The 23,879-nt window shown below is 43.6% G+C and carries 22 protein-coding genes; 7 read left to right on the top strand and 15 right to left on the bottom strand.

The window, feature by feature from the left end:
- Positions 1-905: hypothetical protein (locus ACWVCM_RS10095; RefSeq protein ID WP_455201622.1), on the top strand; the 905-nt coding region annotated here is incomplete at its 5' end.
- Here ACWVCM_RS10095 and ACWVCM_RS10090 read toward each other — a convergent pair.
- On the bottom strand, positions 906-2,483 hold the full coding sequence (locus tag ACWVCM_RS10090; protein WP_455201621.1) for a sensor histidine kinase: 1,578 nt from the start codon (positions 2,481-2,483) through the stop codon (positions 906-908).
- A 728-nt stretch (positions 2,484-3,211) separates the two neighbouring features.
- On the opposite strand from ACWVCM_RS10090, the gene nhaA reads away from it, so the two are divergent.
- Entirely contained in the window at positions 3,212-4,450 is a 1,239-nt protein-coding gene (gene nhaA, locus ACWVCM_RS10085; protein ID WP_455201620.1) for a Na+/H+ antiporter NhaA, read from the top strand.
- On the opposite strand, the gene ACWVCM_RS10080 is transcribed toward nhaA, so the two are convergent.
- The 3 genes from ACWVCM_RS10080 to ACWVCM_RS10070 form a co-directional block, all read right to left on the bottom strand.
- The gene (locus ACWVCM_RS10080; RefSeq protein ID WP_455201619.1) at positions 4,447-6,261 is read right to left on the bottom strand and encodes an SEL1-like repeat protein; all 1,815 of its coding nucleotides are present in this window, start codon (positions 6,259-6,261) and stop codon (positions 4,447-4,449) included. The genes nhaA and ACWVCM_RS10080 overlap by 4 nt on opposite strands.
- A 136-nt stretch (positions 6,262-6,397) precedes the next feature.
- A complete protein-coding gene (locus ACWVCM_RS10075) occupies positions 6,398-6,838 on the bottom strand; it encodes a hypothetical protein (RefSeq protein ID WP_455201618.1) in 441 nt (146 codons plus the stop codon).
- A 13-nt stretch (positions 6,839-6,851) separates the two neighbouring features.
- On the bottom strand, positions 6,852-7,973 hold the full coding sequence (locus ACWVCM_RS10070) for a hypothetical protein (RefSeq protein WP_455201617.1): 1,122 nt from the start codon (positions 7,971-7,973) through the stop codon (positions 6,852-6,854).
- A 689-nt stretch (positions 7,974-8,662) separates the two neighbouring features.
- On the opposite strand from ACWVCM_RS10070, the gene ACWVCM_RS10065 reads away from it, so the two are divergent.
- Both ACWVCM_RS10065 and can read left to right on the top strand, forming a co-directional pair.
- A complete protein-coding gene (locus ACWVCM_RS10065) occupies positions 8,663-10,333 on the top strand; it encodes an AAA family ATPase (RefSeq protein WP_455201616.1) in 1,671 nt (556 codons plus the stop codon).
- A 104-nt stretch (positions 10,334-10,437) separates the two neighbouring features.
- The gene (gene can / locus ACWVCM_RS10060) at positions 10,438-11,070 is read left to right on the top strand and encodes a carbonate dehydratase (RefSeq protein WP_455201615.1); all 633 of its coding nucleotides are present in this window, start codon (positions 10,438-10,440) and stop codon (positions 11,068-11,070) included.
- A gap of 63 nt (positions 11,071-11,133) precedes the next feature.
- Here the strand turns inward: can and ACWVCM_RS10055 are convergent, their stop codons facing one another.
- Complete coding sequence (locus ACWVCM_RS10055; RefSeq protein ID WP_455201614.1) at positions 11,134-11,796, bottom strand: DUF2878 family protein; 663 nt, start codon at positions 11,794-11,796, stop codon at positions 11,134-11,136.
- A 299-nt stretch (positions 11,797-12,095) separates the two neighbouring features.
- On the opposite strand from ACWVCM_RS10055, the gene ACWVCM_RS10050 reads away from it, so the two are divergent.
- On the top strand, positions 12,096-12,260 hold the full coding sequence (locus tag ACWVCM_RS10050; protein ID WP_455201613.1) for a hypothetical protein: 165 nt from the start codon (positions 12,096-12,098) through the stop codon (positions 12,258-12,260).
- Between the two features lie 350 nt (positions 12,261-12,610).
- Here ACWVCM_RS10050 and ACWVCM_RS10045 read toward each other — a convergent pair whose 3' ends face one another.
- The 7 genes from ACWVCM_RS10045 to ACWVCM_RS10015 form a co-directional block, all read right to left on the bottom strand.
- The gene (locus tag ACWVCM_RS10045; RefSeq protein WP_455201612.1) at positions 12,611-12,808 is read right to left on the bottom strand and encodes a hypothetical protein; all 198 of its coding nucleotides are present in this window, start codon (positions 12,806-12,808) and stop codon (positions 12,611-12,613) included.
- Between the two features lie 176 nt (positions 12,809-12,984).
- Positions 12,985-13,863, bottom strand: coding sequence for a 4-hydroxybenzoate octaprenyltransferase (gene ubiA, locus ACWVCM_RS10040; protein WP_455201611.1), 879 nt, complete (start codon positions 13,861-13,863; stop codon positions 12,985-12,987).
- A gap of 29 nt (positions 13,864-13,892) precedes the next feature.
- A complete protein-coding gene (locus tag ACWVCM_RS10035; protein ID WP_455201610.1) occupies positions 13,893-14,480 on the bottom strand; it encodes a chorismate--pyruvate lyase family protein in 588 nt (195 codons plus the stop codon).
- 93 nt (positions 14,481-14,573) lie between these two features.
- Complete coding sequence (locus ACWVCM_RS10030; RefSeq protein ID WP_455201609.1) at positions 14,574-15,005, bottom strand: RNA-binding S4 domain-containing protein; 432 nt, start codon at positions 15,003-15,005, stop codon at positions 14,574-14,576.
- A gap of 91 nt (positions 15,006-15,096) precedes the next feature.
- On the bottom strand, positions 15,097-15,903 hold the full coding sequence (locus tag ACWVCM_RS10025) for an endonuclease/exonuclease/phosphatase family protein (RefSeq protein ID WP_455201608.1): 807 nt from the start codon (positions 15,901-15,903) through the stop codon (positions 15,097-15,099).
- A gap of 78 nt (positions 15,904-15,981) precedes the next feature.
- Positions 15,982-17,613 (bottom strand): acetolactate synthase large subunit, encoded by a 1,632-nt coding sequence (locus ACWVCM_RS10020; protein WP_455201607.1) that lies wholly within the window; start codon positions 17,611-17,613, stop codon positions 15,982-15,984.
- A gap of 84 nt (positions 17,614-17,697) precedes the next feature.
- On the bottom strand, positions 17,698-18,324 hold the full coding sequence (locus ACWVCM_RS10015; protein ID WP_455201606.1) for a thiol:disulfide interchange protein DsbA/DsbL: 627 nt from the start codon (positions 18,322-18,324) through the stop codon (positions 17,698-17,700).
- 413 nt (positions 18,325-18,737) lie between these two features.
- Between ACWVCM_RS10015 and ACWVCM_RS10010 the strand changes: the two genes are divergently transcribed.
- Positions 18,738-19,286 (top strand): Crp/Fnr family transcriptional regulator, encoded by a 549-nt coding sequence (locus tag ACWVCM_RS10010; protein WP_455201605.1) that lies wholly within the window; start codon positions 18,738-18,740, stop codon positions 19,284-19,286.
- A gap of 108 nt (positions 19,287-19,394) precedes the next feature.
- Here ACWVCM_RS10010 and ACWVCM_RS10005 read toward each other — a convergent pair whose 3' ends face one another.
- The gene (locus ACWVCM_RS10005; protein WP_455201604.1) at positions 19,395-20,027 is read right to left on the bottom strand and encodes a c-type cytochrome; all 633 of its coding nucleotides are present in this window, start codon (positions 20,025-20,027) and stop codon (positions 19,395-19,397) included.
- 96 nt (positions 20,028-20,123) lie between these two features.
- Entirely contained in the window at positions 20,124-20,465 is a 342-nt protein-coding gene (locus tag ACWVCM_RS10000) for a c-type cytochrome (protein ID WP_455201603.1), read from the bottom strand.
- Positions 20,466-20,691: 226 nt separating this feature from the next.
- Here ACWVCM_RS10000 and yihA point away from each other — a divergent pair, with 226 nt between their 5' ends.
- Entirely contained in the window at positions 20,692-21,309 is a 618-nt protein-coding gene (gene yihA / locus ACWVCM_RS09995; RefSeq protein ID WP_455201602.1) for a ribosome biogenesis GTP-binding protein YihA/YsxC, read from the top strand.
- A gap of 503 nt (positions 21,310-21,812) precedes the next feature.
- On the opposite strand, the gene polA is transcribed toward yihA, so the two are convergent.
- Positions 21,813-23,879: DNA polymerase I (gene polA / locus ACWVCM_RS09990; RefSeq protein WP_455201601.1), on the bottom strand; the 2,067-nt coding region annotated here is incomplete at its 5' end.

Raw genomic sequence — 23,879 nt, 5'->3', positions numbered from 1 at the left:
CGGCTATGGCAACTATCGGTGGTTCTATTGCGGTAAAACGGACAGGTTATTCTCATGTCATTTATAATTTGTTCACTGCTATTGGCGCGCTAATATTAATTACACCGTTTACTTTTGTGTGGGAATCTTTGGAACCTGGAGGGTTGCAGACCAATGGCGAAATAGCGCTAGTAGCATTTCATACGCTATTTAATACTGTGGGTGTTATCGCGATTCTGCCACTAACCAGTAGATTTGAAGGTCTGATGGTTCAATTAGTACCGGACAAGGGACCCGGATATACCAGGGGGCTTGAAACAGGATTGCTTGAACAACCGGCGCTCGCTATATCAGCAGTACAAAACTCTGTCAAAAACGAAAGCCTGGCCTTGTTATACCACCTTAATGCGCTATTGGGTGCCTTTAGTGAGGAAAAGCGGGCGGATCTGCAAGATCTCCAGGCAGCGTTAGACGAAACCTACGCCTATATCGACAGAATAAATCTGAAGTCGGGAATTGATGCAGATTGGGAGCGTTTAATCGCATTGATTCATACGCTTGACCACCTGCAGCGCTTGCATGAACGTTGTGAGGAAGAGGAGGATCGAGCCATTACGGCAAGGGAAACTCCTGAGTTAATCGAACAACGTGATTTGTTAATCGATTGTGTAAATACGATACTTGCTGCTATTGATGTGGCTAACTGGAGTGACGCAGTGAAGGTATCAGGCAAAGTGAGTGGCGAAATCCATGACAACGTGAAACCATACCGTCTTAAGATTATGGAGAAAATCGCTTCGGGTGAGATGAGTATTGCAGAAGGAACCGATTGCCTGGAAGCTATACGTTGGTTGCGACGGGTCAGCAAGCATATTGCGCGCATTATGCAACACTATACTGATTCATTAGTCGCTAGTGGAAAATAATTAGTGAATAGTTTGCTTGTTTTTTACGATTTTTGGATGAGTAATGAAGAAAAAAGTTGCGCCTTTGCCTTCCTGGGATTCGGCCCAGATTTTACCCTGATGCCTTTCAAATACACGTTGCACGGTAGTCAAACCTACACCGGTGCCTTCGAACTCGTTGACATTGTGTAAACGCTGGAAAGCACCAAACAATTTGTCAGCGTATTGCATATCGAAGCCAACGCCATTATCCGTGATATAAAAAGCGTCTTTCTCTTTTGAGTAACCAAATCGTATATTAGCATTGGGCTTCTTTCCGGTATATTTCCACGCATTGTTAAACAGATTGTCCAGTGCGACCTTCAGTAGTTTTTCATCCCCGGTCGTAACCAGGTTTTCTTCAATATTGATATTAATCTGCCGGTCGGGTTCGGCTTCTTTTAAAATAGTGATGGCATCTTTAGCCAGGTCGGTCAGGTTCACTCGCTGGTTTTGTACTTCGTGAGTGGTTACCTGGGATAATGACATTAAATCTTCAATGAGTTGCGTCATCTTGGTAATGCCACCGGAAATACGTCGCAAATAGTCTTTGCCTTCTTCATCCAGTTTGTCGTGATAGTCTTCCATGATCATTTGACTAAACCCCTTAATAGCACGTAATGGCGCGCGCAAATCATGGGATACGGAATAACAGAATGACTCCAGTTCTTTGTTGGATGTGGCAAGTTCATTAGTGCGATGTTCAACGAGGTCTTCCAGGTGTTCGTGATAATCCTTGAGGTTTTCCAGAAGTTCTCTGTAGTTGGTGGTTAGTACGCCCAGTTCGTCAGTGGATTGAGGTACCATGTCATTAAAATTTTGCTGGGTGGGGTGTTCAGGTTTTTCCAGAGCCTGGCGTAGTGGCTGAAGTGATTGGCCAAAACTTCTAACAAAAATCAGACTGCCGGCAATTGCCAGTAACTCCAGTGCCAGCCACACCACAAAGGTTTCAAAGGTGAAGTAGCCCGTGCGCGTCCAATAATACTGTACCAGCATCGTATCTATAAGCAGGGGCACTAGTGCGCCAATTAGGAAAACTTTTACCTTGATGGTCACGTGCGCGTGCTTTAAAGCGATACGTCCCATGATGCTGCCAAATAAATCCAGTATCAGAAAGAATATCGGCAGTCCAACGATAATTGATACTATTAGTGCGACCAGGCTAATGCGGAACCAGTCGATAGGTGTCGCTTTAAAATCAGAAAACAGTTCGGCACTATAGATAACTGTTACCGGAGCAATGATCAGGTAAGTTAAAAACACGCTCCAGTAGTGTAATGGAAATGTTTTTATTATTTTTAGTAAATGTTCTACCTTGTCATCTTGGGGATTGTCGAGGTAGTCATAGACTGGTTTTGCGTAGCGATTGAAATACCAGAGTGTAAATATTATGGCAGCGGTGACAAATACAGGCTCAATCGGGCTGGTTAAAATATCCAGCATTTGTTGAGTAGTAAACATCTGGATATACACCAGGAACGACAGACCGAAAACCGCTGGTACAATCCAGGTCAACAGTATGAGTTTAAGAAAACGTATTTGGAATTCTTTGGTGGTCATTTGGTCATGAGCAAATAACTACGTAATTGTTAAATGGAGTATCCCGTACAGGTTTGGCAGTTATAAATTTTAATTTAACTGACTAATATTGTTGAGTATTCTCAACGCTAAACCAGACTAATAAAAATGCAAAACAGTTGCCAGATTTAACTAAACGTAAGGTTTTATCTTATATTTAGTAATGGCCTGAGGTGGGCGAATATAATGTTGCGCGTTAACAATTTCGGTTTGCTTTATCGTTTACGCTGACCAATAGCGTAAGCCCCGCTAATCAAATATTTGAATTAATGCCAACCTGCTGTTTTATAAGGCTTATTTTTGCCCACGGCTAGTATATTTTAGAACATGCTTAAATTGTGAAATTTAACATAATTTGCTGATTGGTCAAAAGATTTTCGTCAATTTAGACAGCTCTGGCCAGCATACCAGAAAATCTAACTTTTATTGTTGATCCTGCTTTAATCCAGCCGTGACACCTGTCGTGCAAAAAGTGCCTGGCGTTTCTTTGCTGTTACCCGCATGTCAATCGTGACTGACAATTGCCATCGTCGGTATACTCAACACCCAGAGAAAAATAACATGGGTACTCTTATATTTCTCTCTAACATCGTGATTCATTATTCCTGGATATTTTATGTGCCAGGTATGCTGTCATTTAACATAGGTGGTCGGTATAATCATTTGCAGTTTACTTATGCTTCATTTTTATTTCTGAATACATTCAAACAATGACAACCGAAACAGAATCTGACTCAACGACCGACAAAGTTATAGGTGCCATTCGCGATTTCATGCGCCTGGAATCTGCCAGTGGAATTTTACTGGTGGCTGCCGCAATCCTCGCCATGGTTATTGAAAACTCCCCTATGGAATCGATCTACGACAGATTGTTAGAGATACCGGTAGAGATTCGGATCGGAGAATTTCAAATTGCCAAGCCCTTGTTGCTCTGGATCAACGATGGATTGATGGCGGTATTTTTCTTTCTAATTGGCCTGGAAGTAAAACGCGAAGCATTACGTGGCGAACTTTCTGATCCCTCCAAAGTTGCACTGCCAGTTATCGGCGCGATTGGCGGTATGGCCGTTCCTGCTGTTATCTATTCATGGATAAACTGGGGTGACCCAATTGCTATGGGGGGTTGGGCGATCCCATCAGCGACAGATATTGCGTTTGCCCTGGGTATATTGTCTTTGTTGGGTGATCGTGTTCCCAACAGTTTAAAAGTGTTTTTGTTAACCCTGGCAATAGTTGATGATCTGGGTGCAATTATCATTATTGCGATATTTTATACGGCGAATCTGTCGACTCTTTCTCTAGTTGTGGCAAGCATATGCATCGTTATATTATTCATTCTTAACAAACGTGGTGTTTTATCGATAGCGCCTTATGTGATCGTGGGCCTTATACTTTGGGCTTCGGTGTTAAAGTCCGGGGTACATGCAACCCTGGCAGGCGTTATTCTTGGCCTTTTTATCCCATTACAAAAATCGAGTGAATACAACACATCGCCACTGGAAAAACTGGAGCACGACCTACACCCTTCCGTCGCATTTTTCATTTTGCCAGTGTTTGCATTTGCTAATACAGGTATATCCCTGGAAGGTGTTGGTCTGGATTCCATTTTAGCGCCTGTACCATTGGGAATTGCAGCAGGATTGTTTTTTGGTAATCAGCTGGGTGTGTTTGGATTATCCTGGCTGGCTGTAAAAATTGGGATTGCCAGGTTACCAGGTGACGTTAAATGGAGTCAGTTGTATGGGGTTGCCACACTTTGTGGTATTGGATTTACCATGAGTTTGTTTATCAGTTCTCTGGCCTTTGAACAAACATCGGATCAATATATTATTGATGACCGTCTGGGGATACTTATAGGTTCTTTGTTATCGGCGGGACTGGGTTATTTAATATTACGATTGGTTTTGCCAGAGACAAAAGTTATAAGTAAAAATAGCAGCGAAACTTAAAAACGGGAACCACTGCCGAGGCGAACCTTAGCCTTCATATGCCCCTGTTCCGCGGCTGCGTCATACCATTTTTTTGCCTTTCTAGCAGATTTTGGCAATCCAAGACCCTGGCTGTATAGCTCTGCAAGTTCATATTGAGCTTCCACGTGACCTTCCTTTGCCGCCTCCCTGAACCAACGGGCTGACTTTGTATATTGTTGAGGCGCTCCCATTCCCTTTTGGTACATAACCGCCAGTTGATATTTAGCAGGTAGATGGCCTTTTCTTGCAGCTTTTTCAATCCAGGCAAATGCCTTCTTTTTATTGTTGGCAATTTCTTCATGAACCAGATACTGCTTGCCAAGTTCGAATTGCGCTTCGCGAAAACCATTAAGGCTGGCTTTTTCCAGCCAGACTAACAGTTGGTCTTTGTCAGGATTGGCCAGTTTGTTGTTGATATACATCTCGATCAACAGATCAAGTGCCTCATCGTGATTGTTTTTAACTGCAACATCTAGCCAGTGAACCGCTGAGCCATAGTTCTGCTGCTTGTTGTATATCGAGCCTAAGAAATACTGGGCATCCGCATGTCCATTTTCAGCCGCTTTAATCAACCAATTTTGCGCCTCCTGGTTATTGTCTGAATTGGGATCGTAATACGCCATGCCTGTCTGGAATTGTGCGCCCGCATGGTTCTGGATGGCTGAAGCTTTTAACCAGCGTAACGCCTGCTCCGGATCGCGTGGATAACCATCCTGGCCATACAGGTACATTAATCCTATTTTAAATTGCGCTTCCCTGTCGCCGTTCTCCGCGGCAGCCAGAAAGAGATCTTCCGTTGATGACGGTTGCTTAGCTTTTTTCTCAGCTTTATCTAATTGCTTTGGCGAACCGATCGCAGCCATCAATATCTTGGCATTTTCTACGCCATTTTTGGCGGCTTTGTTAAGCCAGAACCTGGCCTTTTTATGATTACGCCTGGTAATTTTTCCATTATAGTAAATTGAACCTAGCATGTATTGCGCATCTTTTTGGCCATGCGATGCTGCGCGTTCCAGCCAGAGTAAAACTTTCTTTTTATCTTTCTTAAAACCCATGTCACCATTTAGATATGCTGTGGCTAACTGGTATTGGGAATTAATATCACCAGCATTGGCTCTTTCTAAAAGTAACTCTGCAGCTGTTTTTTGTGCCGCGACAACAGCGGAATCCTGTGGCTTTTGTTCATCCTGTTTAATTTGTACCAGGAGCTGTGTAGCGTCTGCGATTTCCTGTTCGTCAGCCAGTGTCAGATATTTTTTTGCTTTATCTGAATTTTTTTCAGTTCCTACGCCGTAATAGTACATTCTGCCTATCTGGTATATCGCATCACTATTAAAGTCATCGGCGGCTTTCTTTAACCAGGAAAAAGCCTTTTTTTCATCTTTTGCAAATTTCCTGGTGCCATTAAGATAAATCATGCCAAGCATATATTGTGCTTTGTTGTAGCCCTTGTTGGCGGGGTCAATAAGCCAGCGAGCGGCTTCATCATAATCTATATCGGTTCCTAGTCCTTCGAAATAAAAACGGCCAAGCTGGAGTTTAGATTTTACATGGCCAAGTTTCGCAGCTTCCGTATACCACTTTATGGATTGTTCAAAATCTTCTGGTCTGCCTCCGCTAATAGAATATTTCTGAGCAAGTAGATAATATGATGTAGCATCTTTGAATTTTGAAGCGATTTCCTGCAGGTTGTCACTTGCAGACAAGGGCGACGTGCTGAGGGCCAAAATAATCAGCCCCAGTAGAAAAAGCGTGAAGTTGTAATTGTAATTTTTATTGTAGTAATTCATGGCACCGCTTACTCCATTTTTCCACTACTCGCCACAGAAACTGCGTGACAATGTAAATCTCTTTCGACAACAAGGGTTGGCATTTCCCTGCCAACCCCGGATTATCATATGAACTAATTTTGGTCGTAAAGTTTTCCTAGTCAATACGTAGGATAACTCGTACATTAGACTTCTGGTCCAGCAGGCTAGCCGGTATATAACCTATCGCGTCAGGATTTTTTGCGACCAGTTTTGCCACGAGCCTGGCACGCTTGGTTATAGTGGGATTGTTTATGGTATTGGTAATTTTTCTATTTGATTCTTCTGCTGCCGTTCGTAGAGCGGTTTCGCCAAAAATCTTCTGGCTAAAAACTTCCCTGACTTGCGAGTCGACTGGGAGGTTGTACACAGTAATGCGCTGTTTATTTTCCCACTGAAACACAATATCTCCGTAAATATTCTTGATATCCTGCTGGTTTAGTTCCTGCTGATTACTTTTATTGATAATTACAACAATGCTTTCACTAGCCGCTGCCTGGTGTGCAGCGAGTAAGCTAAGCGACAACATAATCATTAGTGCTTTTAAATAAATTTTCATGTGCTTAGCTCTCCTAGTTACCTAAGTAAATAACAACACTGCCGATAGTGTGGTCATAGTCTTCGGCGTTTGGATCTTCCAGATCAAACATGTGATGTTCCAGTTTTAAAACAATGGATTCGTTGACGTGATAATTAATAAATACAGCGTTATCAATGGATGTACTCTGTGTACCTTCTTGCGGATCAAAGAAGTCGTGGCGCCCACCAATTGTCCATTTTCTGAAATCATATAATAGCTGTGCATAATAGCCATTGCGGTCATAGGGCGCGGTAGTGACGGGAGTGTAAGTCGCTGCGGCATATTCAGCCTGTAGAGTGAAACTCCAGAACTTCATTTTCAAATGACCGCCTATCGCTTCTTTTTCCGTCTCGTCGTTCCAGGTGTCATTATATATTGAACCCCCTATTTCGAGGTATTTCAGTGTTGGAAACAGGAACGAGACTTTTCCACCAACGGCTTTTTCACTATTACCGTCTTCTTTGCCTGAGTTTCCTTCACCGTTCCCATAGTACACATCATAGTTAATAAAAATATTACCCAGTGGCAGTGTTCCCAATACGGTCACCCCATCAACAACCTGGGGAAATATGTTACGAACAAATTGCGGCCTGAGTTGGGTGGGCACGAAGGGAGGATAGTGATCGATAGACCAGATTCCAGCCGGTGTAAAAAATCGGCCGCCACGAAACTGTGCTTTTGGATCCCAGGCATAGGTGAAGTTCACAGCTTCAAGAAAGATTTTTCCATAGCATCCCTTGCAATCAGAGTTTGTATCGTCATCGACGTAGTCAAATTCTATATATGGCGCATCTTCGTATTCAATTTCCGAGAAGAATCTCCACTTATCGGTAATCCGTTTTTCAAAGAACAGGGACATATGGTGTAATCGAAATTCAGGCTCAGCGCCAGTTAATGTAGAGTTGTGATATTCAAGATCGGTATAACCAGAGATGTTCATCTGGTTGGCCCTACTAATGTTGGTTTCTTCCAGTTGATCCTGCAGGATAGCAATTTCATCTTTCAGGTCGTTGAGTTGGTTTTGTAGCTCTTCACTATCGGCTCCCCAGGCAAACCCTGGAAAGTTCGATAGAACGATAAGCGACAATGGTATTACTGCTTTGTTGAGCTTCATTGAGGATCTCCAACAGAGGGTGGATAAAAAACAGATAAGCGACTGCGTTTACCAGACGTAGTGGTTACAGTTTGAATATGGCGAGATTGTGTGTTTGAAGTTACTTCTAATGACATACCGCTAGAACTACTCAGAACCACTGTGAAGGCAGTTACCGCTATTTACTACTTATGTTGATTGACGAAATACTTACGTACTACTTACGCATAAGTCGTATATCTAACAGTATTATGTAGATGGTTGTCAAGTATACAATTTGAGATAAAAATTCGATTCGATAAAAAAGTAACCATTGCCATCACTAGCGACGATTTCGACGAAATTACCCGCTATTTGGTTTGAATCGTGGCGATAACTATTAGATGAAATTGAAAACAAAAAAATAAATTTTCAGGATTCCGCGAACGCAGTCTTTCAGATTACTCCATATGGGTCTGTCATTCTATTTCGTTCCGTCGCAAATCAAAACTGAGTTTGTTCAAAAATTAACCGATTATAGTCACCTCGGACTAGCTAACTTGGCGGTTTTTTTGCAGTTATATCCTCGTGGAGCAGGGCTCGGCAGGACAGGTAGTGCCCAGAATATTTAGTAGAGCATTGACAGGAATGGCGACCATCAAAACAAGCGGGCTACGCAGCCTGGGTTTACATATCTGTTGTATATCGGCCAGTAAATCTGGTCAGCGAATATGATTAAGACGATAGATTTAAAGATTGGGAAATCAACCAGGACGCCGCTTGATAATATCAAGACGACTTCGCTGAACTTATTTATCGGACCAAGTAATTCCGGTAAAAGTACGTTATTGTCTGAAATTAAACGTTACTGCACCACCGGACAATTTAATGAAGATGATCTGTTGTTAAATACTATTGAATTTGCTTCGGTTGATGGGAAATCCGCCGCAGCAAAAGTAGGCCGTATTACTTTACCACCTGCGGAAGGAGAGTCTGTTCCAGTAGACCATATTGTAATTGGCAATGACAGGCAGCGCATTCAGGTAGCCCAAACAACATTGTTGACTGTGCTGCAAAATCCCAATACCAATTCGGAGTATTTTTGTGAATGGTTTCTGAAATTTCAGACCCTGGTGATTGATGCCAAGACGCGCATAGAACTCACAGAGACGCAACATGTCGGTAATCTGGATAGACCGAAACGATCCAACTTACAGGTTCTCTTTCGCAATAATGATAAACGAAAACTGGTAAGAAGCATTATTACCAATGCATTTGGCCGATATCTGGTTGTTGATCCGACCAACCTGGGTTACTTGCGCTATCGCTTGTCAGATACCGCACCGCAAAACGTTGTTGAAGAGTGTGGTATTCATATGCAGGCAGTTCAGTTTCATCAGAAAGCTGAGCTGCTGGAGGAACAAAGCGATGGTATCAGGTCTTTCATCGGACTTATAACTGAAGTTGTCGCTGGAGATCATTCTGTACTGTTAATTGATCAGCCGGAAGCGTTTTTAAGTCCACAGTTGGCGTATATTTTGGGGAATGAGCTGGTAAAAGTCGCTGAGAATGTCGACAAAAAAATCTTTATTGCGACTGACAGTTTGCCGTTTATGTTGGGCTGCCTCAATTCTGGCTGTCCCGTCAACATGATTCGATTAACCAACCAGTATGGTAATGCGACTGCACGTCTTTTGACGAATAAGAATATTGGTGGTTTGATAAAAAATCCGCTCTTACATTCTTTTGGATTGTTGCGAGCACTATATTACGACTACGCGGTTGTTACCATATCCGCAGCAGGAAAGGCGTTTTATGAGGAAATTAATGAACGATTGCTGAATTCTGACGCCAATATAGGGATCAAAAATTGTTTGTTCCTGAACGCAAGGGATAATCAGACAGCTAAAACGATTGTTCAGTCGTTAAGGGTCTTGGGTATTCCAACAGCATTTATCGTTGACATAGACATCGTAAATGACACCGGAGAAATATGGGCCAACGTGCTTAAAAGTGTTTTTATTCCACAATCGGAACGCCAGGAACTGGCCGAACTGCGACGCACCGTAAAATCCAGCTTTGATGAGAGCGGTAAAGATATGCGGCAGGATGGTGGAGTGGACGCGCTGGAAAAAAGCCATAAGGTCGCGGCGAAAAAACTGGTGGATGATCTGGCTGATTATGGGCTTTTCGTCATTTATGTTGGGGAGATGGAGTCCTGGTTATCAAACCTGGGTGCAACGGGCCGAGACTCTGTATGGTTAAGTGATATATTTAGTAAAATGGGGGACGATCCTGATTCATTAAGTTATGTTAAACCCGACAAAGATGATATCTGGAAGTTTATGGGTAATATTCGTAAATGGTTAATGCGATCCAGTCGTAGCGGAATGCCGGTATAAATTGTCTATTAGAATAGCCATATATGAATCTGAACTGATACAATTCCATAAAAGTTAATCACAAATATTTGCAGATCATTTATCTCTGCAAGCTATAAGTTAAAATGAAATTGCTAACCCATTTATTTGCTAACAATAAACTCTGGGCAGACTCGGTTGAACGTTCTAAGCCAGGATTTTTTGAGAAATTATCCAGGCAACAGGCACCTGAATATCTGTGGATAGGTTGTTCAGATAGTCGCGTCCCAGCCAATGAAATTGTAGGCTTGTTGCCAGGTGATATCTTCGTTCATCGTAATGTGGCAAATATAGTTGTACATTCAGACCTCAATTGCCTTTCCGTAATACAGTATGCTATAGAGATACTGAAAGTGAAGCATGTTATTGTATGTGGCCACTATGGTTGTGGTGGCGTTAAAGCGGCTATGTCCAACGAAAAGCACGGTTTAATTGACAACTGGTTGCGGAATATCAAGGATATTTACCAGCTAAACGAACAGAAAATCAGCGCGCTTACTACGGAACAGCAAAAAGTGGACAGGCTTTGCGAAATTAATGTCATCGAGCAGGTGAAAAGCGTTGTTCACACCACAATAGTGCAAGATGCGTGGGATCGTGGCCAGGAACTCGCTGTGCATGGATGGATTTATAGTATTGCGGATGGCCTGTTGCGTGATCTGAACGTGTGCATAACGAGCAAAGAACAAATCAGTGAAATTTACCGTACTGATAATTGATTCCAGATAATTTCCATTCTCACCATTTTTACGTCATAACTTTTCGTTTAAGTATTCCTTCTCTTACGGTTTGGCTGAATTAAAGGGCATTAGCCTGTGGCCGATGAGTACAATAACAGGAAACGCAGCAGCCCATGATAAACTGGCGGTTATAGCAAAATTATCATACGCTCCGGCTAAATGGATCACACCAAGTTTGGCGGCAACGTAGTAGGTTAATGATCCCAGTATAATGCCCATAAAGCCGGCTGCCGGGAGCTGCCTGCTAAGCCAGCGGAATGTATGCCGAACCGTTGCCCCGATTATAAACCATATGCTTACAATCCATGTCGGTAGTATCGCGTAGTTAAAAGCGGGAGTAGCATATTCGTACAAACCTAAAGTTGTGTTTATAACTTCAACTACGCCACCAACTATGCCTACCAGAATAATAACGCTGGCTTCTGCGAACCGATCTTGCGTACTCGTGAGATGAAGAATTAATAAGCTGAGTACGGCAAATCCTCCTGCGATATATTTTGCGCTAATTGCGCTGTAGAAACATATGCCTATTCCAACCATCAACAGTCCCAGGTTGGAAATGGCCTTAAGCCAGGCCATAGTGTTTGCCAGGGCGGCATGTGAGGGGGCGTCGAAAATAAATTGACGATTTATATTCATCTTCTTATCTATAAACCATTGCATGTCTAATAACAAATAAGCTTGATTCATCAATTTATAATGCATTTTATGTTTCCAGGATGAATCACAATTGCCGGCAAGTATATTTCAAGCTATCAGTAAGAGTTGCTGGCTTGATAAGCGATTGCTTATTGGTAACAGCAGTGAAATTAATGTTTCTCGATTGATAGTGCGGTGGCGTTGTAATTGCTACATTTTAAGTAAGGTTATGCTTTCGTGCGATAGAATAGATATTCTGGCCTGTATGACACAAAACTGTCACCAAATATTCATCGCAACGTCACATTAAGGCTCTATTCTTGCAAGTGATTAAATAGATAAGTGAAAGAAAAGGAGAAATAATCATGGGTGATTATCTCGAGGAAATCCTGGATAGCAATGACCTGCAAGCGGAATTGATGACTGCACTGGATGAAAGCGAATTACTCAGTGAGCCGTATAATAAGGAGTTATTTTTTGTTGATGAATTATTTGACGAGCTCGCAGAAGACGATATTGACGAGTCGTAAATTGTAAAGCTACGTTTTTCCTTCCCCTGTCTTCAGTACATTTCCAACACAATAAACTACCTGTCACTAGCAGCAGCCGCTATTTCTTAAGCTGTGTTAATGGAAATAGTTCGGTTATTTCCTAGATGTAGGCCAGGCTAGGGTGCGGCATAGATGGCGACAATACGATTTGCAAGTCAAATTCGTTAAACAAGTCCGCCAGTTGATGTTGAGTTTTCAGTTGAAACTGTAGTGATTAAAAGTGATTGTTGTTCAAGTAAACCAGGTTGGGCTTCAATCCATGACGTTTTTGATAATTTACTGCTGAGTCGTAGAGATAATCAAGCATGATGTATCCTCAATAGTCGTAATTAGCAGTCATTCATTGATAGTTCCATTTCTGAGTAAGTAACAGTTTCTGAGTCCAGCGACTGGTTATGCATTTCTGCATATACAGTCAGCAAGGTTTGTAACTGTTGTTTACGTGCATTACTGGGGTGTCTTAAATACTCCGATACTTCGTTGTAAACTTTTATTTTCCACCACTCGCGATTACTTTCAACTAGCATGTACCTACTCCTGTTACTGATTTATTGCACACTGTAATCAGAAATACTGTTTGTATTGTGTGAAGCTTAGCAGCGGGTTATGACATCAGGATGAAGTTTCTATGAATGAAAAATGACAGGAACAGACAATTTTGGGCGTAAAACAGGGCGTTTAATAAAACTGTAATAGTTAAGGATCAAGTAAGCAGGTATTGTAAGGTAATTCCTGCAAATACGGCGAGGCCCAGCCAGTGGTTATTTTGAAATGCTTTCAGGCATTGATCAGGTTCGCGGTCACGTATCAGGTACTGTTGATACACGATCAGTGCTGTAGCAGCGGAAATGCCGAGATAATAGTACAGACCAAAATCCAGTTTATTGCCGATGATTAACATGGTGAAAAGAAATGTACCCTGAATACCACCGATGATGAGTTTGTCTGCTTCTCCAAATAATATTGCCGTGGATTTAACACCGATTTGCAAATCATCTTCACGGTCCACCATGGCGTACATTGTGTCATAAGCTGTTGCCCACAATACAGTCGCTGTTAGCAGCAGCCATGCAATATCAGGTAGTTCGCCGGTTTGTGCTGCAAAGGCCATGGGTACAGCCCAACCAAAAGCGAGACCTAAAAATGCCTGGGGCATATACGTATGTCGTTTCATGAATGGATAAAGTATCGCAAGAACAACAGCGACAAAGGACAATCCCACGGTTAACCAGTTCAGGGTTAGTACCAGAGAGAATGCGGCGAGGCATAATATAGCAAATAAGCTTAACGCTTCTTTTTCGCTGACGTTTCCGGTCGCCAGGGGGCGATGCTGGGTACGAGCGACATTACCATCAATGTCACGATCAGCGTAATCATTAATAATACAACCGGCGGCGCGCATTAATATGACGCCTAATACAAAAACGACGGTGACATAGGTGTCCGGTTTGCCCGCGCCTGCAATCCACAGTGCCCAGAGCGTTGGCCACAGCAGCAAAAATGTACCGATGGGTTTATCAAAACGGGTAAGCAGCGCTAAATTTAAAAAACGTTCTTTACTGCTGCCGGGTTGTATGGTCATTGTGGTCATAATATTGATATTAGTAGGTTTTAGCCTAAACGCATGTGAACAGGATCACCAATCTCGGGTAGAAAAATTTCACTGACAAGTAACGGATGTTGATTCAGGAAAAACACCGAACGTCGTCCCCAGACAGGTTGGTTAACCTTTTCTAAATGATGGGTGGCCATTCGATATATGTGTTGCCCTTTTTGAATGCAGGCGATTTCCATTTCGGTCCGTTGCATAGATTTATCGGCAAATAATACCGCACCTAAAGGTTTTTTCCCCAATCTCGTCAGGCGCCGTTGTTTGCCACGTAAAGTATGTGGCGGAATCACGGTTCGGGCAAATACCCAGGGTCTACCGTCACACAACAGATGGACCTGGCGAACCCATGCGTAGCTGGAAGGGCGCATATCCAGTATTTTCGCCTCATTGAGCATAGGATGTGCCCAGCCCTGATCCAGAACCTGTACACAAAATGATCCGGAACAGGCATGAATTAATCGCTCGGTTAGTGACGAGTTATCAAATAACCATTTGGAGAGTTTGGGCTCCAGTCCAACGTTATATACCTGGCGTTTCGGGCGCCAGACAGGTTCGCGCTGATATTTTCCAAATAGCGTTGTAGTCACGAATGTCTAACTGTTATTCAGTTGTTGTAGTAGTGAATGAAAAGGTATCGCATTGTACCTAATAATGCCGGTTAATGAATCACCAGTCTGGCATTAGATTTTATCTTTCGCAGTAAATGAAATGATTTGCCGGCGCTCCCGCTTGGTGGGTCTTCCCTGTCCGGAACGACGTATTGCGGGTTGTGCTTGCTGGATTTCTTTCAGTCGTTCGCGATTGGCAATACTTTCGGGGGTCTCTTCGTATAAAGTCTCTGCTACGCTTGCCGGTCCTCGCCGACTGGACAGGTTGGACACAGTGATGGTTTTGCTGAAGTAGGCTTGCTTGATCGTTAATGTGTCGCCGACGGAAACTTCTTTACTGGGTTTGGCTTTTTCGCCATTTACCTGTACTTTGCCGGTTTTTACCGCGTCACTTGCCAAAGAGCGTGTCTTATAGAAACGTGCTGCCCACAACCACTTATCGATGCGTAGTGATTGCTGTTTTTCGGGTTCCTGATTTCTGCGTGAAACTTGTTGCCTGGGCATGAGTTAATTGTACGAAACTATGCTTGTTAACGACACTAACTTGTGACGACTGGCGTAGATGAAACAAGCGATTGTGCTTTGGTTTTTGTGCTTAAGCCGCGAGCTCCAGATCCGACGGTAACTGAATTTCCATGGCGATTGGCAGGTGATCGGAGAGTAAATGATCCAGCACATGCACGTCATATATTTCCAGGCTAGGTGATGCCAGGATGTGGTCGATCTTTCTTTGAGGTCGCCAGCTGGGAAAAGTTTTCAGTCCATGAACAGGTTCGCACAGGTTCGTCGTGTTTAGAAGGTGTTGTAACTCTTTACTGTCTGGTTGACAGTTAAGATCACCCATTACGATAACGTGCTCATAGCAATTAACTATTTCACTGATAAATTCGAACTGCCGATGCCTGGCACGTTTGCTCAATGAAAGGTGGACAATGAGCAAGATTAACGGATTGTTAGGATGTCCATAGCGAACTACCATGACACCGCGACCGGGTATAAATCCAGGTAACTTGTAATCAGAAACTTCATTGGGTTTAAATTTGCTAAGTACACCGTTGCTGTGACGTGCAATGTTAGCAATTTTTCGATTGGTCTGGTGGTACCAGAAAGGAAAACCGGCGTGTTGGGCCAGATACTCTGCCTGATTGATAAAGCTGCTGCGAATGCTGCCTGCATCCATTTCCTGCAGCGCGACAATATCAAATCCGCTAATTGCTCGGGCAATTTTGTGCATGTTCTCGTAAAGTTGCGCATGGGGAAGGACATGTTTCCAGGCAGCAGTAACGTAGTGGCGATAGGAAACAGAACCAATACCGACCTGTATGTTGTAGCTTAGCAAACGAATTCGTTTGCCCCCTCCCAAATCTGGAGTTGTATTATTTAGTGTTAGGATATTACTCATTACGGCTTACTCAACTGTACAATCTGAATTCACTGAAGTCTCGCGGGGCTTCATTATTATGCCAGTCCTCTTATGACACTAAAAGGGGCAGATCATTTCACCTAATTTCTCTGTCAGTTTCAGGTTTTCGCTGTAATCGACAGGGCAATCGATGATACTTAAAGTGTTATCGGACAGAGCCTGCTTCAGTACAGGCATTAATTCGTCCGCTTGTGTGATCTTGTAACCATTTGCGCCAAAAGATTGGGCATATTGGGCGAAATCCGGGTTATTGAATGACACGTGCGAAGCCCGGCCAAAGGTGTTCATTTGCTTCCATTCGATTAATCCGTAGCCTGAATCATTCCAGATCAAGACCACAATGGGCACATTCAGTCGCAATGCGGTTTCTATCTCCTGAGAATTCATTAAAAATCCGGCATCACCGGTGACGGCGACCACTTTTCGTTCAGGGAAGGCCATTTTTGCCGCAATAGCGCCGGGAACGGCGATGCCCATGCTGGCGAATCCATTGGAGATAATACAGGTGTTTGGATATTCGCAGCGAAACATGCGGGCCATCCACATTTTGTGAGCACCGACATCGCAAATGACCATATCCTCCAGGCCTAAAACCGTCCGTAGATCCCAAATAATTTTCTGCGGCTTCATGGGGAAAAAACGGTCATCGCGATGCTGATTCATCTCTTCGATCAATGCCTTGCGTAACTGGCGCAATGTATGGCCTTCGTGCGCCGTGGCAATGTCGGCGATTCGCTGCAGGGAATGGCTGATGTCCCCCACAACACCCACTGCAACGGGATAATTGCCGTCGACTTCTGCAGGTGAAGAATCAATATGAACAATTTTTCGATCTGCCGTGGGATGCCATAAATGGGGGTGATATTCCACCAGGTCGTAACCGACGCAAATGATGACGTCCGCTTTTTCAAAACCAAAATTAATATAATCCTGCGCCTGTAGCCCGGCACTTCCCAGCGCCATGGGATGCTTAAATGGAATGACGCCTTTTGCCATGAACGTGTTTGTTAACGGGATGTTCAGCTTTTCCGAGAAGTCGGCTAATTCTTTATTCGCGTGAGTACGAACAACACCATTGCCGGCGAGGATTATAGGTTGCCTGGCTTCTGAGATAATTTTCGCTGCTTTCTTTACTTGCTCTGATGGCGGTTCCGGCAGCGTGGGATGTGCAACCGGTAATGGTTCCTCGGAACTATTGAGCTTGGCAATGTTCTCCGGGAACTCTATAAACGTGGCACCGGTTTTTTCAGTTTGCGCAATTTTAAAGGCCTTGCGCGTAACTTCAGGAATAATTTCCGGTGCCAGTAAGCGAGAGGAGTATTTCGTAATGGGACGAAAGATTTCTTCCAGGTCCAGTACCTGGTGTGATTCTTTATGTAAGCGATGGGTATCCGCTTGCCCGGCAATTGCTACCAGGGGTGCGTGATCCATGTTGGCATCAGCCACGCCAGTCATTAGATTTATTGCGCCTGGACCCAGGGTTGACATACAGACACCCGCTCTTCCGGTCAAACGGCCATAGACGTCGGCCATAAATGCGGCGCCCTGTTCATGGCGGGTGGTAATAAACTGTACGGATGAATCAAGCAGGGCATCCATTACATCCAGGGTTTCTTCACCTGGAATGCCGTACACAAAATCTATGCCTTCGTTTTCCAGGCATTTCACGAAAACTTCGGATGCTTTCACGATGCTCCCATCCCGGGTTGTTTTGGTAAGCCTGTTAAAGAGGTAATGTCTTTAAACCAGCGAGAATCATCAAGGCGGATACAGTTATTTTGCTTTGCTCTCTGTAGCAACAAGATAATCCACCACGCGGAATATATTGGGATTACCACCAGCTAATCGGGCACCGGTGCGATATTTACCATTCACCACTAATGCGGGAACTCCCGGGATACCATAACGTTGGCTCATATCTTTAGCGCGGCGAATCTTGGCTTCCACTGCAAATGATCGAAATACACGGTTAAAGTCTTTTTCACTGACGCCATGTTCTGCAAACAGCTTTTGAATGTCAGCATCAGTATTCAGATGTCGTTTTTGCTGATGTATGGCTTCAAACATCGCGGGATGGGTTTTGTCCAGCACGCCTAATATTTCTGCCGCATAATAAGCGCGGGCATGCAGTTCCTGCTGTGGACGAAAAACCGCGGGCATGCGAACAAATTGTGCTTCCGCAGGTATTTTTTTCAACCAGCGATTTACATAGGGCTCAAGATTATTGCAGTGAGGACAGGTATACAAAAATACTTCTACAACTTCGACTTTCTTGTCAGTGCTTGTAGGTTGAGCTGGTAATACGCGCTCGTAATGAATCTTTTCCTTGTAAGTGGGTGCCGCTAAAGCTATCCCAGGAAGTAAAGCCAGAGTACAAATCCCAATAACCCAGTTCTTCATGTAATCACCTCGTTATTCTTCATTTTCTCTCGAAAATTTGTTCAGTTTTATGTTGTTTGCTGGAGATTGTCAATACGACAAATTCTGTCTCTACCAGTTTAGTAATCTATTCGCTGCACGTCAGTATTCGTCCAGGCATAATGAAATAAAACTAATTTATTGTTAATTGTATTACCTGGTCAATTAACACTGAGCTGGTGGACAGATAAGCTTATAGACTAATGCAAGGACAGGGTAGTTCAATCTTCAGCCAAATTCCTTATTGCGGCACCTTTTTGTTAAAGACCTATTATACGGTATAAAATGTCAACTTTTCTAAAACAGGAACAGCTAATTTATGCGATAATTCGCGCAACAATTCGATTATCCAACTAGTTATAAAAAGTATAGTTTTTTAGCAATTAAAATTAAGAATGCCAGGTTTACTGGCAGATTTACCGAGAGTGGAGCAAAACACAATGGCTGGCGAGAAGGAAAAAGAAAAGGAAAAACCGGTGGATTTAATTCAGTTTTTGAATGACCAGATATGGTGTGATTCACTGACGGTGAATGAAGTGAAAACTTTTCTTGAATTTACAGAATTAGTGAATTTTAAAGGAAAAGAAGTTATAGCTGAAATTGGTGAAGTGGGTGAAGCGTTATACCTGGTGGTTAGCGGTGAAGTTACGCTTTATCGCGATCAAAACAGTTCCAGTGAGGTTGGTCGTATTAAAGAAGGTGAAATAATGGGTGAAATGTCCTTTTTTGATCGGCGTCCTCGCTCCGTAAGGCTGGAAGCCGCCAAGAAAACACAGTTAATCAAGCTGTCTCGTTCTATGTATCAAAGGTTGAGAGTGGAACATCCTTATATCGCGCTTAATTTGCTGGAACATGCGATTGTCAGTCTCGACCACCTGTTTCGCCGAGCGAGTCATGATGTATCGACGTTTGCCAATTACTTATACGCCCTGGGTCGCAAATAGGCTGTTATCCGGTTACGCCAGATGCCTTGTTGCCGGTCTGTCGTATTGAACAGTGCGGAGGTGTAGTGTAGAAGTTTATTGCCATCTATTTGTTAGTGTAACTCGCCACTATTGTAATTTTAGTGTCGACAAATAGGCGGCAACAGCGGTGATTTCATTCTCTGTCAGTCTCGTTGCAATATTGCGCATGATTTCATTTGGATCGTTAGCGCGTGCGCCCGATTTAAAATCCTTTAAAGTTTTAACAACGTAAGTTGTCTTCTGACCGGCAAGATGCGGGAAGGCTGCCGGACCATTTCCTGCTGCATTGGGGCCGTGGCAACCGGCACATGCGGGCACACCAGAATAACGATTGCCGCCTTTATAGATTTTACGCCCTGTTTTAATCACTTCCACCCTGGTTTCCGGCGTAAGTGGCTGGAGCGTCTGCGAAGAAAAATACGCTGCAATATCTTCAATATCCTGTTTGCTTAAACCGACGACCATGCCGTTCATGGTTTCGTTGGTGCGAACGCCATCCTGGAAATTACGAATTTGCTTGATAAGGTAGGAAGGGTGTTGTCCAGCCAGGTTTGGCCATTCGGGTCCGTAGGAATTGCCATCTACGCCATGACAGCCCTGGCATACCTGAGATTTTTCTTTTCCTGCCGCAGGATCTCCGGCGGCCCACACGGAAAATGAGTAAAAAACCAAAATAAAGTAAAGTCCAGTGCGAAGCGTTGTTGTGGTGAGATTTGTCATAACTATACGTATTCCCGGTACATGGCGCAGCACCACACCTACAACTCGGCGAGTTGCGTGGTCACTGGGCTTAGACTAGTTTAAAGACCCTAAAAATTACGTATTATTTTCGAAGAATACGGCGACATCTTCCATATCCTGTTCGGATAGGGTCGATGCCATTCCATTCATAATCGGGTCTTTACGGGTTCCAGACTTAAACGCTTTAAGCTGTTTAATGATATACTTAGCATGCTGGCCGGCGAGCCTGGGATACGATGGATTGGTACTTTTTCCACCTGTTCCATGGCAGACCTGACAAGCTCTCGCTTTTTTGGATCCCGCTTTGATATCACCCTGTGCACTAGCAAAATTACCCGTTAGTGAGAATGACAATAAAACTACAATCCAACCTACCTTAACCGAACCCCCGGTTAATCTGACTCTCTTCTGACGCATATTGCCCTGCTCCAAAACTTACCATGAGTATTGCACTCGAATCGCTAATTATTATTGTTTAGTGAAGGTGAGTACTGCTTTTTTGAATCGATCGTACATTCTAGAGTCATTATCGCGAAAAAAAAATAACAAATTCCAGTAAATAATGGCTTATTTACTATTAAAATTCCTTATCATGGCGGTTTTAACTGACGAAAGCGGAATTGGCGTTTTACATTAACTTAAGATGAGTAAGGACAATTATTACCTCCGGGCTCAATTTCTTACCAGCGTGGGGAAATTGTCACAGTTGCCGGAAGATGTGGGTTACGAAGTGGCATTTGCGGGCCGTTCCAACGCGGGTAAATCCAGTGCCATTAACGTATTAACCAACAACCAGCAATTAGCTCGAACCAGCAAAACACCCGGGAGAACCCAGCTAATTAATTTCTTTTCGCTGGATGATTCTCGGTGCCTGGTAGACTTGCCGGGTTATGGGTACGCTAAGGTTTCCAGGCAGGTGAAGCAGGAATGGGACGCATTGCTGGATGGCTACTTGCGCAACCGGCAATCGCTGCGTGGACTAATCCTGCTAATGGATTGCCGTCATCCATTGAAGGAATTTGACCAACAGCTGATTCAATGGTGTGCTGCGTCCGATTTACCTTTGCATATACTGCTTACCAAAAGTGACAAATTAAAACGAGGTGCTGCGGCCAATACCTTACAAAAGGTAAAATCCCAATTGAGCACTATCATGCCGGGGGCAACCGTCCAGTTATTCTCAGCACTGAAAAAGACAGGTACTGATAATCTGATTTTGGTGCTTGATAAATGGCTATTAATTAATCAAAATAAGGGCTAATTGGCGGTTTGCCGAAGGCGAGAAAATATTGCACACTATGCCACGATCACACAGGCTAGTGAGCCAAAAGCCACTCCAAAGAATTTAGGGAGGGGAGGTAATAAAAAAATAAAAAACCCCGGTACACAGTTAGGGGTGTGAATACCGGGGCAAATTGCTAAGTCCAGTGTTGGGGACACTGGGCTTTACTTTACCCGCTTAGGGAGGAGGAGCGGGTGAGTAGTAGCATTGTCCACTCAAATACTAAGACGCACGAACTCAATAAAAAGTTCATTGCCCACCAAAAAAATTTCATCTTTTTCTAATATTTGTAATTTCGCTATCGTCATTGAGCTAAAAATCAATGGCTTACGTTACTTTTGCCTGATTTTTTTAGATAAACTGCGGTTCAGGTAAGAAATGCCAGGCATGCGCAATTTGAAAGGTTGTAGTTTATATGGAGCACGGAATCGGCCGGCAGGGGTGCCTGCAAGCAGGCGCTGGTTAATCTATTTCTTCGCGTACTAATGTGCTTCGTCCCAGTTCAGGCCAATACCCACATCAACCTGTAATGGTACTTTGAGTTCCGCGACGGAATCCATGCAATATTCAATGTGCTTGATTGCCTCATCGACATGCGATGATTTAATTTCAAAGACCAGTTCGTCGTGTACCTGCATTATTATTTTGATATCCAGTTTGCTTTCCCGTATCCACTGATCGGTTTTGATCATGGCGAGTTTGATAATATCTGCGGCAGTACCCTGCATGGGTGCATTAATAGCGGTGCGCTCTGCATACTGGCGCCGTTGAGCATTACTGTGATTGATATCAGGTAAGTAAAGGCGTCTGCCAAACACGGTTTTTACATAACCGTCTTCTTTGGCCTGTGCGCGGGTGTTATCCATAAATGCCTTTACACCTGGGTAACGTTCAAAATACAAATCAACGTACTGTTGTGCTTCGTTTCGCCCAATGCCTAATTGTTTACCCAAACCAAAAGCCGACATGCCATAGATAAGACCAAAGTTTATGGCTTTGGCGCGGCGCCGTTCTTCGTTGGTGACTTTTTCGGGTGTAGAGCCAAATACTTCTGCAGCTGTCGCACGATGAACATCAACACCTTTTGCAAACGCATCCAGTAAACCTTTATCACCTGATAAGTGAGCCATGATGCGTAATTCAATTTGTGAATAGTCCGCCGCTACAATTTTATAACCCTTGGGCGCGACAAATGCCTGGCGTATGCGACGACCTTCTTCTGTGCGGATTGGTATGTTCTGAAGGTTGGGATCCTTGGAGGCCAGGCGCCCGGTACTGGCCGTTGCCTGATGATACGATGTATGGATACGTTGGGTTTTATCGGATACCTGCAGTGGAAGTTTATCTGTATAGGTAGATTTAAGTTTGCTTAAACTACGATGCTCCAGAATTAGTTTCGGTAATGGGTAATCCAGCGCCAGTTCCTGAAGTACATCTTCTGCAGTGGACGGTTGACCTTTAGGCGTTTTCTTCAGTACCGGCAAACCTAATTTTTCAAACAGGATGGCCTGAATTTGTTTGGGCGAAGAAACGTTAAATTTCTCACCCGCGATATCAAACGCTTCTTTTTCCAAATTGGCAATGCTCTTTTCCAGCTCTTTGCTTTGTTTGGCCATCATATCAACATCGATATAAACACCATTGCGTTCTATGCGAGACAGGACGCTAATTAGTGGTACTTCAACGTTTTCGTATAGCCATTTAAGCTCCGTCTCATTTTCCAGTTTTGGCCACAACGTATTGTGCAGGCGTAGAGTGATGTCAGCGTCTTCTGCCGCATAAGGTGCCGCTTGCTCGACGGGAATTTCATTAAAGGTTAATTGTTTTTTACCTTTGCCAGCGATGTCTTCAAAGTGAATGGTGTTGGTGCCAAGATACTTTAAGGCAAGAGAGTCCATGTCGTGGCGAGTTGCGGTGCTATCCAGTACATAAGATTGCAACATAGTGTCGTGAGTGATGCCACTTAGCTCGATATCGTAGTTAGCCAGTACATTCATATCATACTTGAGATTTTGTCCCACCTTGTGTTGTTTGGCATCTTCCAGAAGTGGTTTAAATAGTTTAAGTACATCATCGCGACCAAGTTGTTGGGGGGCGCCTTGATAGTCATGAGCAACGGGTAAATACGCTGCTTCGTTTTCTTCAATGGAAAACGACATGCCTACCAGTTTAGCCTTCATGTAATCTAGATCAGTGGTTTCAGTGTCAAAAGCAAACAGCGGCGCTTTTTTTAGTTTTGTAATCCAGGCCGAAAGTTCTTTATCTGTATAGATAGTCTGGTACTGTTGCTGCTTATTGCTAATCGCTGCTGCTTCTGCGCCATCTTTTTGGCTAGTTAATGTTTCCGATAACCAGGTTTTAAACTCAAGTCGACTGAGCACTTCAGTCAATTCCCTGGTGTTGGGCTCTTTTATCTTGAGATCTTTCGGTGCTACTTCCAGTTTGACATCACACTTGATGGTGGCCAGTTGATAAGACAAGGGTAGTTGATCCAGTGATGCTCTTAAGTTTTCACCCGCCTTACCTTTGATTTCATCAGCGTGCTGCTT

This window comes from Kaarinaea lacus (genome assembly GCF_975902315.1).
The sequence above is the reverse complement of the archived record's forward strand: the minus strand, read 5'-3'. Positions and strand labels throughout refer to the sequence as shown.